16 protein-coding genes are annotated in these 15,702 nt (G+C 40.4%); 10 read left to right on the top strand and 6 right to left on the bottom strand.

Annotation, left to right across the window (positions count from 1 at the left end; genetic code table 11):
* Window positions 1-49 precede the first annotated feature (49 nt).
* The 6 genes from greA to BM375_RS14685 all read left to right on the top strand — a co-directional run bounded on the left by greA (window position 50) and on the right by BM375_RS14685 (window position 4,588).
* A complete protein-coding gene (greA, locus tag BM375_RS14710) occupies window positions 50-523 on the top strand; it encodes a transcription elongation factor GreA (RefSeq protein WP_093367164.1) in 474 nt (157 codons plus the stop codon).
* A 279-nt stretch (window positions 524-802) separates the two neighbouring features.
* Window positions 803-1,219, top strand: a complete 417-nt coding sequence (locus BM375_RS14705) for an HIT family protein (RefSeq protein WP_093367163.1) — start codon at window positions 803-805, stop codon at window positions 1,217-1,219.
* 2 nt (window positions 1,220-1,221) lie between these two features.
* Window positions 1,222-1,866, top strand: a complete 645-nt coding sequence (locus tag BM375_RS14700) for a DedA family protein (RefSeq protein ID WP_093367161.1) — start codon at window positions 1,222-1,224, stop codon at window positions 1,864-1,866.
* A gap of 8 nt (window positions 1,867-1,874) precedes the next feature.
* On the top strand, window positions 1,875-2,417 hold the full coding sequence (locus tag BM375_RS14695) for an inorganic diphosphatase (protein WP_093367160.1): 543 nt from the start codon (window positions 1,875-1,877) through the stop codon (window positions 2,415-2,417).
* Between the two features lie 8 nt (window positions 2,418-2,425).
* A complete protein-coding gene (locus BM375_RS14690) occupies window positions 2,426-3,742 on the top strand; it encodes a hemolysin family protein (protein ID WP_093367158.1) in 1,317 nt (438 codons plus the stop codon).
* A 132-nt stretch (window positions 3,743-3,874) separates the two neighbouring features.
* Window positions 3,875-4,588, top strand: a complete 714-nt coding sequence (locus BM375_RS14685) for a 16S rRNA (uracil(1498)-N(3))-methyltransferase (protein ID WP_093367157.1) — start codon at window positions 3,875-3,877, stop codon at window positions 4,586-4,588.
* Between the two features lie 314 nt (window positions 4,589-4,902).
* Here BM375_RS14685 and BM375_RS14680 read toward each other — a convergent pair whose 3' ends face one another.
* From BM375_RS14680 to BM375_RS14670, 3 genes are all read right to left on the bottom strand, one after another.
* Window positions 4,903-5,388 carry a DUF3299 domain-containing protein gene (locus BM375_RS14680; protein ID WP_093367155.1) on the bottom strand — a complete coding sequence of 162 codons (486 nt, stop codon included), beginning with the start codon at window positions 5,386-5,388 and terminating at the stop codon, window positions 4,903-4,905.
* 71 nt (window positions 5,389-5,459) lie between these two features.
* Entirely contained in the window at window positions 5,460-6,860 is a 1,401-nt protein-coding gene (locus BM375_RS14675) for an ABC transporter permease (protein WP_093367154.1), read from the bottom strand.
* A gap of 3 nt (window positions 6,861-6,863) precedes the next feature.
* Entirely contained in the window at window positions 6,864-7,502 is a 639-nt protein-coding gene (locus tag BM375_RS14670) for an ABC transporter ATP-binding protein (RefSeq protein ID WP_093367153.1), read from the bottom strand.
* A gap of 199 nt (window positions 7,503-7,701) precedes the next feature.
* Between BM375_RS14670 and BM375_RS14665 the strand changes: the two genes are divergently transcribed.
* From BM375_RS14665 to BM375_RS14650, 4 genes are all read left to right on the top strand, one after another.
* A complete protein-coding gene (locus tag BM375_RS14665) occupies window positions 7,702-10,434 on the top strand; it encodes a TonB-dependent receptor (protein ID WP_093367151.1) in 2,733 nt (910 codons plus the stop codon).
* 100 nt (window positions 10,435-10,534) lie between these two features.
* Entirely contained in the window at window positions 10,535-11,725 is a 1,191-nt protein-coding gene (locus tag BM375_RS14660) for a hypothetical protein (RefSeq protein ID WP_093367150.1), read from the top strand.
* A gap of 101 nt (window positions 11,726-11,826) precedes the next feature.
* Complete coding sequence (locus tag BM375_RS14655; protein WP_093367148.1) at window positions 11,827-12,468, top strand: DUF4468 domain-containing protein; 642 nt, start codon at window positions 11,827-11,829, stop codon at window positions 12,466-12,468.
* 243 nt (window positions 12,469-12,711) lie between these two features.
* Window positions 12,712-13,533 (top strand): hypothetical protein, encoded by an 822-nt coding sequence (locus tag BM375_RS14650; protein ID WP_093367147.1) that lies wholly within the window; start codon window positions 12,712-12,714, stop codon window positions 13,531-13,533.
* Here BM375_RS14650 and tnpC read toward each other — a convergent pair.
* Genes tnpC through tnpA form a run of 3 tightly spaced genes read right to left on the bottom strand, consistent with a single transcriptional unit; the run spans window position 13,497 to window position 15,644 of the window.
* Complete coding sequence (tnpC, locus tag BM375_RS14645) at window positions 13,497-14,972, bottom strand: IS66 family transposase (RefSeq protein WP_093367146.1); 1,476 nt, start codon at window positions 14,970-14,972, stop codon at window positions 13,497-13,499. The two genes, BM375_RS14650 and tnpC, sit on opposite strands and share 37 nt — an antisense overlap.
* 35 nt (window positions 14,973-15,007) lie before the next feature.
* On the bottom strand, window positions 15,008-15,361 hold the full coding sequence (gene tnpB, locus BM375_RS14640) for an IS66 family insertion sequence element accessory protein TnpB (protein WP_093367144.1): 354 nt from the start codon (window positions 15,359-15,361) through the stop codon (window positions 15,008-15,010).
* 1 nt (window position 15,362) lies between these two features.
* Window positions 15,363-15,644, bottom strand: coding sequence for an IS66 family insertion sequence element accessory protein TnpA (tnpA, locus tag BM375_RS14635; protein ID WP_093367143.1), 282 nt, complete (start codon window positions 15,642-15,644; stop codon window positions 15,363-15,365).
* Between the last annotated feature and the right edge of the window lie 58 nt (window positions 15,645-15,702).

The raw sequence follows: 15,702 nt of genomic DNA, 5'->3' as shown, positions 1-15,702 counted from the left end.
GTCTTGTCTTTTTTTTGAATTTTTTGCAAATAAAATAATGAGGTAAAATATGGCAGAAATTACGTATTACACACAAGAAGGGCTGGACAAGCTGAAAATGGAATTGCAATATCTGAAAACCGAAGGGAGAGCTAATATTGCGAAAGCCATTGCGGAAGCACGAGACAAAGGAGACCTGTCTGAAAATGCAGAATATGATGCAGCCAAAGAAGCGCAAGGGCTTCATGAAACTAAGATAGCTAAGCTGGAGCAGGTATTGGCCAGTGCGCGCTTGATTGATGAGTCTAATCTAGATACATCTAAAGTGTTGGCTTTATCCATTGTCAAAATCAAAAACAAAAAGAACAACGCAGTAATGACTTACCAATTGGTTTCTGAGACAGAGGCTGATTTAAAGGCAGGGAAAATCTCAGTTAAGTCACCTATTGCGCAAGGGCTTTTAGGTAAGAAGGTAGGAGATACTGTACAGGTAGAAGCTCCTGCTGGAGTTATAGAGTTTGAAGTCTTAGAGATTTCACGTTAGATTTTCAGGTTGGTTATGTGCGGTGTTGCCATAACCGCACATGATTTCAACGATATAATTAGAAACGGTTGCACAAAGTTGCAACCGTTTTTTTATATTTGTGAGATTTTGTTACAAAAGAATTTAGTACATGGCCAAAAATGTCATCGTCATTGCGAGGAAACTAAGCAATCTGATGACATCAAAAACGCAGATTGCTTCGTTATACTTCCTCGCAATGACGCGTTTTTTGTTGATTTATTCAGTTTTGACATGTGCTCTAAATAAAAGAAATATAATATGTCGACAATATTCTCAAAAATTGTTGCGGGTGAGATTCCGGCTTATAAGGTAGCAGAGAGCAATGATTATCTGGCGTTTTTGGATGTAAATCCGTTGACCAGAGGTCATGTATTGGTTATCCCAAAGAAAGAAACCGATTATATATTCGATATTCAAGATGATGAGTATATGGGCATGTGGGTGTTTGCTAAGATTGTAGCCCAAGGTATAAAGAGCGTTTTCCCTTGTCGTAAAGTGGGGATAGCGGTAGTTGGTTTGGAGGTTGCGCATGCACACATCCATCTTATTCCATTGAATTCTGTTGCGGACATGAATTTTGCTTTGCCAAAATTGACCTTATCGGATGATGAAATGAGCCAAATAGCTGAAGATATCCGTCATGCTATTTCGGAAGTGACTAACTCGACTAAATAATTATGCAGGATCTTTGGCATTCGTTCCAACAATTGCTTGACCCGGAATATCTGCTGAGTCACGGAGGCTTTTATATTGTTGTGCTGATTGTCTTTGCTGAAACCGGACTGTTTTTCGGCTTTTTTCTGCCGGGAGACTATCTCTTGTTTTTGGCGGGGCTTTTTTGTGCTTTGGGCAAAATTGATGTTGATATTACCACGATGTATTTTGGTATTCTCGGAGCAGGAATATTGGGCAATTTTACGGGTTATTGGTTCGGTTATCGAACGGGGCCGGTGCTTTTCAAACGAAAGGATTCCGTGCTTTTTAAGCGTAAATACGTCATCATGGCGGAGGAGTTCTATCAAAAATACGGAGGAACGGCACTTATCATAGGTCGGTTTGTTCCGATTATTCGTACATTTGCACCCATATTTGCCGGTGTGGTAAAACTTGACTTCAAGAAATTTGTCATTTATAACGTCTTTGGTGCGTTCCTTTGGGTATCGCTTCTGACGTTGACAGGTTACTTCTTAGGTGTGAAGTTTCCCGGTATAATTGATTATGTAGAGTATATTATTGTGGCGCTGATAGTTATTGCATTTTCACCGATTGCTATAGCATTGTTCAGACGTTGGTTAAAAAACAGAAAACAAAATAAACAGTAAAAAAATTAATGAGTAAACAACACCCTTGGCATCAAATATCTCCGGGTAGTGATGTGCCAAATTCTGTAAATGCTATTATTGAAATCACGAACGGTTCCAAAGGAAAATATGAGCTGGATAAAGAAACAGGGCTTTTGCTTTTGGATCGTGTATTGAGTTCTTCCGTTGTGTATCCAGCCAATTATGGTTTTATCCCACAAACGTATTGTGATGATAAAGACCCATTGGATATTTTGGTTATTTGCTCGGTAGATATTCTTCCGTTGACTTTGGTAGAAGCTAAAGTTATCGGCGTGATGAATATGGTTGACGGCGGAGAGCAGGATGATAAAATCATTGCTGTGGCGAAGAACGACCCAATTTATAACTATATCAGTGATATTGAGCAATTGGCACCTCACGTGATGAAGGAAATTGTTCAGTTTTTCGAAAGCTATAAAGCGTTAGAGAAAAAGTCTGTCGTGGTGGATGGTATTCATGGACGCGAAAAGGCACAACAGATTCTGCTGGAAAGCATCGAACTGTATAACAACGAAATTAGAAACAAATAAAATATTAAATGGGCCTCGATGTTTTTTGGACTATTTTATTGGTGTTAGCCAATGGTTTTTTTGTGGCGGCAGAATTTGCCATAGTTAAAGTTCGCGCCTCACAAATCGAACTACAGGCTAAATCAGGTAGCAATGCTGCGAAAATAGCCAAAAATATAACAGAGAATTTAGATGGATACCTAGCTGCTACACAGCTGGGTATCACATTGGCTTCTCTTGCTTTGGGATGGGTTGGTGAACGGGTCATGACCGAAATTGTTGGGAATTTCTTCTCCTTTCTTGGACTTGATATTTCTACCGGTTGGGCACGTACCGGAGGTCATGTATTGGCGTTTGCCATTATTACCATTCTCCATGTGGTTTTGGGGGAGTTAGCGCCTAAATCCATTGCGATACAGAAACCTGTAGCAACGACTATGCGTCTGGCGATTCCGCTGCGTATTTTCTACTACATTTTCATTCCTTTTATCTGGGTGTTGAACGGATTTGCTAATTTCTTGTTGCGTTTAATCGGTATACAGCCACATCCAAGTGAAGCGTCGCACTCTTCTGAGGAGTTGCAGTATCTTTTGGAAAAAGGTAAGGAAAGTGGTGCGTTGAACACCTCGGAACATGAGTTGATTAAGAATGTGTTTGACTTTAATGAGCGCATTGTGAAAAATATCATGGTGCCACGTACCAAAATTGTTGGTGTGGAAATTGACGAGTCTGGAGACGAATTTATACAGACGGTGACGGAGGAAGGATATTCCCGTATTCCTATTTACGAAGAAAATATTGACCAGATTGTTGGTATCGTACATACGAAGGATATTTTACCTATTTTGGTTAAAGGCAAAGACGTTGTATTGAAAGATATTATGCGTAAGCCTTATTTTATCCCGGAAACCAAGAAAATCAATGATTTGTTGACGGAATTTCAGTTAAAACGTATCCAAATGGCTATTGTACTGGATGAATTCGGCGGTACAGCAGGTATGGTGACTTTGGAAGATATCGTCGAGGAATTGGTTGGTGAAATTCAGGATGAGTATGATGAAGAAACACCGATGGTTGAGCGTATTTCCGAAACGGAATATATGGTTGACGCGGGTTCCAGTGTACATGATGCCAATAGTTATTTGCCATTGGAGCTTCCAGAAAGTTCAGATTACGATACGATAGCAGGGTTGGTCAGCCATTATTTTGAGAAGATACCGGACGTAGGCGAAACGATGGAGATTGAGGGCTACAACTGTACCATTATCAAAAAAACGCAACAGAATATTGAATTTGTGAAGCTTGATCTGGTGGAAACTGCCCATGATGATGAAGACGAGGATTAATTTAGTTGTAAGTGGTCAGTGGTCAGTTATAAGTTTAGTGGTCTGTAATCAGTAAATGAAATAGTATAACACAAGTTTACAATTGTTGGTAAATAATCTCACTACTCACTACGCAATACCCATTACTCAATTATGCACTTATTCTACACGCCAGATATAAATCCTGCACATAAGCAGTTTATCCTTCCCGAGGAGGAAAGTAAACATGCTGTGCGCGTTTTACGCTTGGGGATAGGGAGTGCGGTGATATTGATTGATGGTATAGGCGGGCGGTATGAAGCTGAAATCATTGACCCACATCCGAAACGGACTACTTTACAGATTCTGCGGGTGGTAGAAGGTTATCAAAAATCACCCTATTATTTGCATATTGCTGTCGCGCCAACCAAGAATATTGACCGTATAGAATGGTTTTTGGAGAAAGCAACGGAGATTGGTCTGCAAGAAATCACACCGATTATTTCTGAGCACTCCGAGAGGAAAGAAGTGAAGGTTGAGCGTCTGAACAAGATTGCTATCGCAGCGATGAAGCAATCTTTGAAAGCTTACTTACCGAAAGTAAATCCTGCTATTTCATTGACACAATTTTTTAAGGAACAGGAGGCTGTCGCTATTGATAAAGCTATAGCTCATTGTGTAGATACAGAAAAGAATTATCTGGCGCAAGCTTTCAAACCTCAGGGCAAATACCTTATTCTAATAGGTCCAGAAGGTGACTTTTCAGAGAAAGAAATAGCGGAGGCCTTGGCTCTTGGCTACCAACCAATCTCATTGGGAGATAGTCGGCTTCGTACAGAAACAGCGGCTTTGATGAGCTGTGTGGAAGTCTCTTTGCTGAATCGGTAAACTTGAGTTTTGCTAAAAATATAACAAGCCTTGCGTCATTGCGAGGACGATAGGACGAAGCAATCTTAAAAAAATGTATAGCTTGTCGTATAATAAGGTTGTTAATACCTGTATGATTTTAGATTGTTTTGTCGTCGTTCCTCCTCCTCGCAATGACGGTGAGCTTTTAGACCCTGCTCGTTTGTAACGAGGTATCTTGTCACTCTGAGCTTGTCGAAGAGCGACAATTAAACGTCCGTATACAGCTACTAATGCCGATACTTCGACAGGCTCAGTATGACATTAGCTTGGTAGAGATGTAGCATGCTACGTCTCTACTTAATCAATACAGCGTCAATAATCTGAATCTCGGCATTTCCTTTTAGCGGTTCCGGATTGAACTTCATCTTTCCTTTTACTTTGATAGGCTCTTCCGTGAATTTTACCGAGGTGCCGTCTTTCATAAAGATTTCAACCATTGGTGGGATGCCATTTGTCCCACAGAACATACATTGCATGATAGGTAGTACAGAGAGCATAAAAGTGCTGTGGTTGCGCCCTGAATTTAAAGGAACCAAATACCCTGGTAAATCTACTATTTTATTTTCCAGTGCTTTCAAGACAGGTGGATAGGTAGGGGTGTAAACTTTCTTGTTTCCTTCTTGTGTAACCTTGTACATCATTTTATCAATAGCTTCCCAGGTGCTGTTCATCATGGGGGTATGGTCCGGAACATTCATCTCGGGAAATTGACCGATTTGTGCCTTTGCAAAGCCAATAGATAATAAGCTGATAAATGCTGCTATAATGATATTTTTCATGCGTTTTTTCTTTTTTATTTAAATTCCTTCTCCACTTCCATAACCTCCTATAACTTCATCATCTTATTTCATCACTTTTCTGATAATATTGTTGATATGGATGTCCTGTAAGCTTTGATAGCCGGAATAACTGCCGCTAATAACCCGATAAAGCAGGCCATCAAAACTATCCAAATTTCTTTACTGTTTAGCGCAAATGCCTGAATAAAATCTGCACTTTCACTGGTGTGTTGATTGATGAAATACAAAGCGAAATGACCGAACAGTAGTCCTAGGATTCCACCAATTGCCGTAATCACTAACCCTTCGACTAATACCAGGCTGAAAAGTTTAGTCTGTGAAGCACCCATAGAGCGCATTACTGCCAGATCATATTTACGTTCTTTCAGGGCGTTATATAGGCTGATGAACACGCTAAGACCCGCGATAATCATAATAACATACGCCAATACGGTTAATGAATCTAACCCTACCCCCAATAAGGAGAACAGTCGTGTGCTCTCAATAGCCGGCGATGCTGATTGCATATCAGTGGATTCATTGACCAAACGAGGAAGTACGCCCATGGCGGCAGGGGAGCTGTATTTTACTAGTAAAGCTGTTACTTCTTCGCCACGGTCTTCCAACATGTCTGAAGCTATGCTTTTTACAAAAAACTCTCGGGGAGGTTCTGACACTATTTCTTCTGTCATCGTATCGGACTTTTCTGCGCCATGTGTATGATGATCGTGTGTGTGGTCTTCGTGTGTATGATCATGCTCTTCGTGTTGATGCGCATGATTATGGTCGTGTTCATCATGTTGATGTGCGTGGTCGTGCTGATGATCATGGTCGTGGTCATGATCGTCGCCATGTGTTATGCCATGTACATCCCAAACACTTTCCAAGTTACAGAGTATAAGGTTGTCAACGACTGAACCGGAGGCTTCCAGAATACCAACAACTTTGAAAGGATGTTCATCATGTACATGCCCATCTTCTGATAGGCCATGTGCCGTATGAAATTTATCATTTAGCTTTAATCCTCGTTTGCGGGCTACTTCGCTACCAATGACGGCTTCGAAAGCTTGCTGCCAGATTGCCCCTTCAGCTATCTTTAAATCGTATAGTTGTAGGTAGGTGTCTTCTGTTCCAATTAAACGATGTCCCTTGAAATTATCACCTAAAGATATAGGTACAGCAAGTTCCACAAATGGGTTCTCTGCAAGTTGACGTGCTTTGGTCAAAGAAATATTCCCTGTAGGGTTATCCACATGGTATAAAGAGCTTAAAATAAGTTGTAAAGGACTTCCTTTTGCACCGACAACCAAATCTATGTTTTTGGTGTTATTGGTCAATTGCTTTTCAAATGTATCGCCGGTGATATAGATAATACATAGAATAGCTACCCCAAATGCAGTTAGCAGGATGCTTAATAGTGCAGAGCCAAGCTGTTGTGTAATGTTCTTCCAGACTAATGTCAGCGTATTCATGAATTATAGTTGATAGGCGTTTGAAAAATGTTCTTTGATGCGTTTGTCGTGCGTAGCGATTAATAGGGTAGAGCCATAGTTGTTTGCGATGTCAAACAGCAATTGCAGGACGATTTCCGTGTTTTTGTCGTCCAGTGAGGCTGTGGGTTCATCTGCCAATAAAAGGGCAGGTTTGTTGATAATCGCTCTGGCTATAGCGACACGTTGCTTTTGGCCACGGCTTAATTGATTCGGTCTACTTGAAGCTTTATCTTCTAATTGCAGTTGTGCTAAAAGTTGTAAGATGGTTGTTTCATTAACCGAATTTTTCGCAAGACTTTGTGCAAGCTTAATGTTTTCCAATATTGTTAAATTGGGTAAAAGGTGGGCTTCCTGAAAAATAAAACCTAAGTTCTGCGACCGAAAAGCATCCAAAGCTGATCCTGTAAATCCGTATAAATCTTTTTCCATCAGTTTTACGGTTCCGGTTGTAGGTCTTAAAAAACCACTTAACAAGTGGAGTAAGGTTGTTTTACCAGTTCCCGAATCACCTAATAACAGGCTGTGCTGATGGCGTAGGATCTGAATATCTTGAAAGGTTAAATGCGTGCCTTTATCATACTGATAGCTCAGTGATTGAGCAGATAATACCATGTCTGTCATGTCGTGTAAACGCTTTTAGTCCGCAAATTACTACTTATTTGAGAGAAGGACAAAATAAATTGCTTTGAATTGCGGGAGCTTAAGCTCCCGCAATTCAAAGCTTCACAATTAATTAACAAATCCCTGATGTATTGATAATCTACTGTTAACACGTAGCTAATATTTAGCTTATAATATTGCAACATAATTTTAACATGATATGAATAAGTTAAATTACTATGTTGTTCTTCTGATTGCTGCCTTTGTCTTTCAAGTGACAGCAGTATCTGCCCAGCAATTTGGGGTAAGGGGAAGAGTGTTGGATGTAGAAAACTACCAGCCGCTTGCGGGTGTGAGTATCCGCATTGCGAATACACAGCAAGCGACTTCGACCAATGAACGAGGAGAGTTCTCCTTAAGTCTGCCGGAGAAAGCGGATACCTTTATTTTGGTTAGTACGTTTGTTGGGTATAAAAGTGATTCCACCTCCGTTAGTTTAAACGGTAAAGATTGGGAATTTGTTCCAGTAGCCTTGGTTAATGAAGGTTCTACCTTGGAGGAAGTTGTTGTAGTCAGAAGACGAGAACGTGTTAGTGAGATTGCACTATTGGAAGAACGAAAAGCATCAAGTTTGATGCTGGAAAAAATAGGCGCACAAGAGCTTTCAAGAAAAGGGGTTGGTGATGCTGCTGCGGCAGTAAGTCAATTGTCAGGTGTTTCTAAGCAAGAAGGTTCTACGCAGGTCTATGTAAGAGGTTTAGGTGATAGATATATCTCGACATCGCTGAATGGCTTGCCAATTCCTTCTAGTAATCCCAACTTGAAAAATATAGCATTGGATATATTTACCACAGATGTCGTTGATTTCGTAGGGGTAGATAAGTCGCATCATTCTTCTTTGAGCGGAGACTTCGGCGGTGCAACTGTCAATATCGGTTCTAAGGATTATACGGGCAGTCGTTTGTTTGAGGTTTCTGTAGGTTCTACCATAAACACGAATGCAATAAAGCAATGGGATAATTTTTACTTGCAACAGGGACCTAATCTTTTCGGTTATTCAGATTATAAAGCTCCTGCGGATGCGCAGGGAAGTTACCATTTTAAGAATAGCTGGGATCTAGAAAAGAAAACAGTGACACCATTTAATTTTGGGGTAAAGGCAGGTGATTCATTTAAGGTTGGTGATGAAGGTAGGCTGAGCTTGTTTGCTGTATTTAATTTTGCAAACGGATATGGAGCACGAGATGGTGTGAATTCCAATTTTAGTGCGCAAGGCGCACCTTTGAAGGATTTACGGCAATCTCAACATAGCTATACGGCGAATACGACAGGTATGTTGAATACCAATTATCAGATAAATGCTAAGCATAAATTAACCTACAATTTTATGTATGTCAATGCCGGCAACCAGTATAGTGATGTATTTACCGGATTTATCCGGGACGCCGGTTCAGATGCGGAAAACTATCGCGGGACAATTAATCGTAGTACTTTTTCTAGTACACAGTTGTTGATTAATCAATTGTTAGGAAAACATACATTGACGGATAAGGTAGATTTGAACTGGGGATTTGCCTACAATCATGTGAAAGGCGATATGCCAGACCGTCTGCAAAGTATGTACAGACAGGATGCCAACGGTGATCATTACTTGATTCGTATCAACGCAGCCGACAATCACCGCTATACCTACTATCTGAAAGAAAATGAAATAGCGGCTAATGTTTCGGGTTCGTATAAATTGGATGGCGATAAAGGTAAAGTAACGTTCGGGTATAACGGCAAGATGAAAGAGCGTTCGTTCGATGTTATGCAGTTGAACTTCAATATCAAAAACGGACAACAGGAAACGACTAAGATCAGTCCTTCTAATCTGGATGAATATCTTGGTGCCTCAGGTTATGGTAATTTTTACGACCTAATTGGTTTTGCTGGCAACGCTTTCCAATATTATAATGGTGATCAGGATATTCATGCAGCGTTCGCAAACATTGAATACAAGTTGACAGATCGCCTGACAGGGGTATTGGGACTACGCTATGAAAATATCAAGCAATACGTTGATTTCTACAGTATAGAATACCGTAAAGGTGAGAATACTTTGAAGAAAAATGGCTTTCTACCGAGTCTAAACCTAAAATATGAACTGAATGAACGTAATAATTTACGTTTAGGAGCAAGCAAGACCTACACATTGCCTCAATTCAAAGAGCGGGTTCGCTTCCCTTACGAAGAAGTGACGCAGGTGATCGTAGGAAATCAATATCTGTACGCATCTGACAATTACAATCTTGATTTGAAATGGGAAATGTTTCCAAGAGAAGGAGAATTGTACTCGATAACAGCTTTCGGGAAATATATTCAAAACCCGATTAACGAAATCATGGTGTCCTCGGCATCCAATGATATTTCGTATGCTAATACCGGTGATAAAGGGTATGTATATGGTGTGGAACTTGAAGCGAAGAAATACCTGCTTAACTTGAACAATAATAAGCTTTCTGTGGGTTTCAATACTGCGATTATGAAAACTGAACAAAAATTCAATCCTGATAAAGTGAGCAGGGAAACAGATGGATTGCTCAATATCGACCCTACGAATCCTTCTTCCAAGTTTACAGGAGCCTCAGATTTCATCGTGAATGCAGATTTGTCTTATGTTAGAAATTTTGATGGCGGCAAAAATATAAGTGCGACCGTTATGTACAACTATTACTCGGACAAACTGAATGCTATAGGTACAGGAGGTCTTGGAAATTGGGTAGATAAGGGGATGGGTACATTAGATTTTGTCTTGAAATCTAAGTTGACTAAACACATCGGTGTGGATTTGGCAGCCCGAAATATCCTCAACCCAACTTTTGAAAGATGGCAAGAGAACGCAGACCCTATTAGGGTACTTTCTTACAAGAGAGGGGCGTTCTTTAGTTTGGGTGTAAATTATAGATTTTAAAAGCATTTTTAACAATATCCTAATATAGCGTTAATCATAGCTACATATTAAACATCTTTCTTTGTATTAGAAAAATAAGAAAAATAAAAACTCAAAAAAAATGAAAAGATCAACTTCTACACTGTTAATGTTGGCTCTATTTGCAACTGCACCAATGGCTTTTACTGCTTGTAGTGATAAGGATGACCCAATCGTAACAATTGATGATGATATCCGCAACAACCTGAAAGGGGAAGTGAAAAGTGGAGAAAACTTAATCTTGGAAAGCGGTACATATAAGCTTTCAGGTCCTTTGGAAGTGAAGTCGGGTGGTAAGTTGACCATCAAGCCTGGTGTAGTTATCGAGGCCACCCCATTCAAAGAGGGTGAAGAGGTTCGTTATATTGCTGTAGCGCAAGGCGGACAGATTTTTGCGGAAGGAACAAAAGATAAACCTATTGTTTTTACTGCTGCAAATAAAACACAGCAAGCTTGGGGAGGAATCGTATTGTGCGGTAGAGCTCCGATTAACAAAGGAACTACAGCAAATGCGGAGGTTTCTGGCTTACCTTATGGTGGTACTGTCGCTAATGATAATTCGGGTATACTTAAGTATGTTCGTATCGAATATTCGGGATACCTATATAGTGCGGATAAAGAGTTTAACGGGTTATCTATGTTTGGTGTAGGTAATGGTACAACGATTGAATATGTGCAGGTACACGAAAGTTCTGATGATGGTTTTGAGTGGTTTGGTGGTACTGTAAATACAAAGTATTTAGTGGCAACAGCTAATGAGGACGATCAGTTTGACTGGACCGAAGGTTGGAACGGCACAAATGAGAATTGGTATGCTAAGGAAGCTTCTTCTAAAGGAAATAGAGGTATTGAAGCGGATAACAACTCGAATAACCATTTAGCCGATCCTATCTCTAACCCTACTATTAAGAACCTGACCTTAATTGGGCGCGGTGCTACAGGTTCTGAACCACAAGCTATGAAGTTACGTGTTGGAACAAAAGCAACGATTGACAATGTGGTGTTGAGCAACTGGTCTGTTGGTTTTGATGTAGAGCACAACGAGGGCATTGGGTATATAGCAGATGGTTCTTTGAAAGTGACGAATGTAAAATTTGATCAAGTGGTAACTAAATCAAAAGGTACAAAAACAGTTCCTGCAGGCTCGCCAGAAGGAACGAAAGGTGAGTCCGTAGATGTTTCTGCAATCTTTACAGAAAATAATGCTGCTACAGGAGCAGGAGCAGGTACTGCTACTCCAGAGTGGGCTAAAGGTTGGACTGTAGGATTGTAATATCCAAAGAATAAATACTTCCTCTTTATATATTAAGTCGGCTTTTCATGTGAAGCCGGCTTTTTTTGATTTATATCGTTAAGCAATTTATTTAAAAATATATGAAAACTAAATTAGTACACTTTCTTTTACTTTGGTTTATGCCCATGTTGGTTTTTTCTCATAGTTCCTCCGCTCAAATGTATAAACCTAATACTGATCAAGTGGACAGTGTAGCGTTGCATATCCCGCTTAAAGATGGAAAAGTAGTATATGGGGAATTTATACCGTATGGAGGGAATAAAGAACAGGTATACGCTACTCTAAAAAGATGGTTTGTAGACAGTTTCCCAGATATTCATAGTGCTATTCAAATCGATGATCAAGAAAGTGGTATATTGGTTGGTAAATCGGTGAGAAAATATAGCTTTAAATTTGGCGCCAATAAATCAGACTTCTCAATGTTTTTTACGGTCGCTATAAATATTGATGCCAACACTGTTGAGATGAGTGTTTATAATATATACGGGAGTGATAAACGTAGGAATAGCTTACAGATGTATTTGGAAGCTACTAATGCGATGTTGAACGAGAATATAAATTTTGATCAGTACAACTCGGTCGAAAGATTTGATGTAGACCTGACACAATCTTATTTCGACTACCTAAAGGGTAAGCGGAAAAAATATAATGGAAAAGCTATCTATACTATGGATAGCGAGGTTAGGAAAATTTTTGAATCGGCAAGGAAAGTATTGAAGTAAATGCGTTGTTTTTTTATACTGACTCTTTGATACAAAAAATGCGATGTTCGATAAGACTTCGCATTTTTTTGTATTTACACACTTTATGAGAGAGTGTTTAAAAAAATTGTGATAGTCAATTTTAATAGAAACTTAATCTGGTCATAATGTAGGGTTCATTCATATAGTATATTTTTATATTATATATTTATACTGATTACTCTGTGAATGTCTTATGTTTTGTGAAATACAACCCAAATAATTATGATGTCAGTTATTAAAAGCATCATCTTAATTTTCTTTCTGTCATTTCATTCAGCATTGATAGCGAAAAACTGTAGTGAAGGATATGCTATTGCTTATACCCAAGATTCAATTACCATAAAATCTCCCTCAATAAATAAACCTACTAGTAATTTAATCAAGGAACTTGAAATTAAGCCTGTTTATTCTAACAGCTCATTTAATTGGTCTATTGCAGGGAATAATAATGCCCCCAATGTCCTGTCTGAATTGAACTGGCGAGATATCCGATCGTATGGTGTAAACATAGATATGGGATTATGCTTTAACGATGTTGCAAAACCTTATCTGTCCTTTGCCGTAGAAAAGAATTATAAGGGAATAGGTACAGATGTTGATTATTCAGATGACAACAGACAGACTATCGTCTATAATCGAGCATTTGAAAGTGACAAAGGGCATTATATGAAGTTGTCTCTACTACACCCTATAACAAAGCGTGGAAACCTACTTGTAGGTTTGACATCATCATTCCAGCGGTTAAATCTATTTCATGAAGACGTCGGCAAGAATAGTATGTATGCCGCTACGTGGTTTGGGGTGGAAGGAAAATTGTGGAATTCTGTATATAATGAAAAACGATTCGCTATAGCGGTCAATAATAGTGTCAGACTATCAAGATACCTTGGTAAAGCTAAGTGGTTGATGAGAGAAGATTTGAGACAGCCTGTTAGTTTTAAGCATTATACGTTTATGGGGGAACTTGAAAGTTCTATTAAATTGTTTCTCAGTATCCTCCCTACGAACTACAGGTCAGCTAATTTTTTGAAGTTTTGCGGATAAAGATCCTTTAAGTTTTTATGGTTTATTGACATAATGTTTTCCAACGTATGCTTTAACCACTGCCAAGGATTTACTTCATGTTTTTTGCAGATTGCAAAAAACGAGTATATCATTGCTGCACGCTGAGCTGCTTCATGGCTTCCTGCAAAGAGATAGTTCTTTCGTCCCAGGGCAACCGGGCGAATAGCATTTTCCACAAGATTATTATCAATAAGCAGATTCCCATCATACAGGTATGCTGAAAGCGCATCCCATCTGGCGTATGCATACGCCATGGCCTTTCCGATTTGACTTTTGGGGAGTGTATTTTTTATTTCCTCAAAGATCCATTTTCCTAGCGCATTGATGACCGGTAGAGATTCGGTCAACCTCAATTCTTTGGTCTGCGTAGCATCCAGACCATGGCCCTTTAGCTGACGTTCAATGGCATACAGTTTTTGGATCATCAACAGTGCTTTTTCAGCTCTTGGCCTATCATTGTCCAATGCTTTTTCAAACTCACGACGTGCGTGTGCCCAGCAGGCCAAGTGCGTGATATCTTTCTTTTTACCGTATTTTTCGTAAACGGCGTACCCGTCCGTCTGTAGATACCCTTTGAAGTTTCCAAGCATGGGGACAGCAGCAATACCGCCACGGGTAGGGCTATAGTCAAACAATACCGTTCCCTCTAATGGGGCGTGATATACCCAATAATACCCTTGATGGGCAGCGCCTTTTTTGTCGCTGTCCAGTACTTTTATCGGGGTCTCGTCGACCTGTAAATATCCTTTTGTTTTGGTTTCGAAGACAAGCTGTTCATACAGTGGTTCGAGCTTTTCGAGCGCCTGCCTGGTCCATCCTTCAATGGTTGAAGAGGCTATTTGTATGTTTTCCCTGGCAAAGATCTGTTTCTGTCGGTATAATGGAAGGTGGTCTGCATATTTCCCTGTCAGTATCATCGCTAATAGGCCCGCTCCGGGAATACCTTTGTCGATGACACGTTCGGGAAGCTCGCCGATCTTAACGCCATCACCGTTTTTAGGCGTGTACTTATAACGGATATAGCGCCTGATATAGAACTTGGCAGGCTCGCACTCCAGTTCTTCGGTGATCTCTTTGCCGATGCATACCATATCCGTCAGGTCTCCTTCTGGATGTATTTCTATTTCTTCTACAGGCAAATGCTCGGGAAGTTTCGCACGTCCTTTGTGGTTAGGACGTGTGCGGGTATACTCGATCTTTTCCTTGATTTCTTCCTGCTGCCGTTCTACTTCTGCGGGCTCTGACTGAAATGGAAGTTCGGTCTGGTTGGGGTTGCCCTCGAAGCGCTCGCGCTTCTGTCCGAACTGCATGCGTTTGTACATCGCAAGCTGTGATTCCAGATAATCGATCTTTTCATCACGGCTGGAAATGACCTTCAGAAGGTCTTCTTTCGAGAGAGATTCCAGCGCTGTTTCCATACCCTAAAGGTACGTTTTTTTCTGCGCTGATGCAATCAAAAAAGCTGTTTTTGATGCAATGAATAACGTTTTTTCTGTATGCTCTTTACCACCTGTATCCCCTCGACCATCAGCACCAGGTCGCTCCAGGAAAGTTCGCCATTTTTCAGCTCCGATGATCCAAAAGTACCCTGCTCCAGACGCTTGTAGTACAGCACAAAGCCGCCGTGTTCCCAGTGCAGCAGCTTGATATGCGTACGGACCCGGTTCAAAAATACAAATACCTCACCACTGGTCGGCTGGCGCTGCATCACCGAAATAACCAGGCCGCATAGACCGTCAAAACTCTTGCGCATATCGCAATGGCCATCGTACAGATAGAACCGGTGAGAGGAACCCAATGAAAACATATCAGTAAAGGCGGATCAGCTGGGAAAGTAAACTAAGGTCGGTATCTACCTTAATCCGGACCCCATTGGGATAGATCACCTCTACATCACTATTTCTGCCGGACTTATCGAGCGTTATAAATCTTCCCCTGTCAGTGTCGTTTTCTTTGCTGCGCGAAAACCAATAATAAAACGTAGCCTCATGGATCCCATTTTCCTCGCAGTAGCGTTTCTTGCTCATGCCGCTCTGCTGCCAGTCCGCTATCATCGAAAGCATCTGTGCTCTTTTTTCCTCTTTGCTCATACAGCAAAGCTAGGACTTAGATGAATGCTAAAAAATATGTACTTGGTAGGGCGGATAC

Origin of the sequence: Sphingobacterium wenxiniae, from assembly GCF_900116225.1 — a bacterium.
GTDB lineage: Bacteria > Bacteroidota > Bacteroidia > Sphingobacteriales > Sphingobacteriaceae > Sphingobacterium > Sphingobacterium wenxiniae.
The sequence above is the reverse complement of the archived record's forward strand: the minus strand, read 5'-3'. Positions and strand labels throughout refer to the sequence as shown.

Coding starts and splice junctions, on each gene's coding strand:
- greA (WP_093367164.1), top strand. CDS start 50: ATGGCAGAAATTACGTATTACACACAAGAAGGGCTGGACAAGCTGAAA.
- BM375_RS14705 (WP_093367163.1), top strand. CDS start 803: ATGTCGACAATATTCTCAAAAATTGTTGCGGGTGAGATTCCGGCTTAT.
- BM375_RS14700 (WP_093367161.1), top strand. CDS start 1,222: ATGCAGGATCTTTGGCATTCGTTCCAACAATTGCTTGACCCGGAATAT.
- BM375_RS14695 (WP_093367160.1), top strand. CDS start 1,875: ATGAGTAAACAACACCCTTGGCATCAAATATCTCCGGGTAGTGATGTG.
- BM375_RS14690 (WP_093367158.1), top strand. CDS start 2,426: ATGGGCCTCGATGTTTTTTGGACTATTTTATTGGTGTTAGCCAATGGT.
- BM375_RS14685 (WP_093367157.1), top strand. CDS start 3,875: ATGCACTTATTCTACACGCCAGATATAAATCCTGCACATAAGCAGTTT.
- BM375_RS14680 (WP_093367155.1), bottom strand. CDS start 5,388: ATGAAAAATATCATTATAGCAGCATTTATCAGCTTATTATCTATTGGC.
- BM375_RS14675 (WP_093367154.1), bottom strand. CDS start 6,860: ATGAATACGCTGACATTAGTCTGGAAGAACATTACACAACAGCTTGGC.
- BM375_RS14670 (WP_093367153.1), bottom strand. CDS start 7,502: ATGACAGACATGGTATTATCTGCTCAATCACTGAGCTATCAGTATGAT.
- BM375_RS14665 (WP_093367151.1), top strand. CDS start 7,702: ATGAATAAGTTAAATTACTATGTTGTTCTTCTGATTGCTGCCTTTGTC.
- BM375_RS14660 (WP_093367150.1), top strand. CDS start 10,535: ATGAAAAGATCAACTTCTACACTGTTAATGTTGGCTCTATTTGCAACT.
- BM375_RS14655 (WP_093367148.1), top strand. CDS start 11,827: ATGAAAACTAAATTAGTACACTTTCTTTTACTTTGGTTTATGCCCATG.
- BM375_RS14650 (WP_093367147.1), top strand. CDS start 12,712: ATGATGTCAGTTATTAAAAGCATCATCTTAATTTTCTTTCTGTCATTT.
- tnpC (WP_093367146.1), bottom strand. CDS start 14,972: ATGGAAACAGCGCTGGAATCTCTCTCGAAAGAAGACCTTCTGAAGGTC.
- tnpB (WP_093367144.1), bottom strand. CDS start 15,361: ATGTTTTCATTGGGTTCCTCTCACCGGTTCTATCTGTACGATGGCCAT.
- tnpA (WP_093367143.1), bottom strand. CDS start 15,644: ATGAGCAAAGAGGAAAAAAGAGCACAGATGCTTTCGATGATAGCGGAC.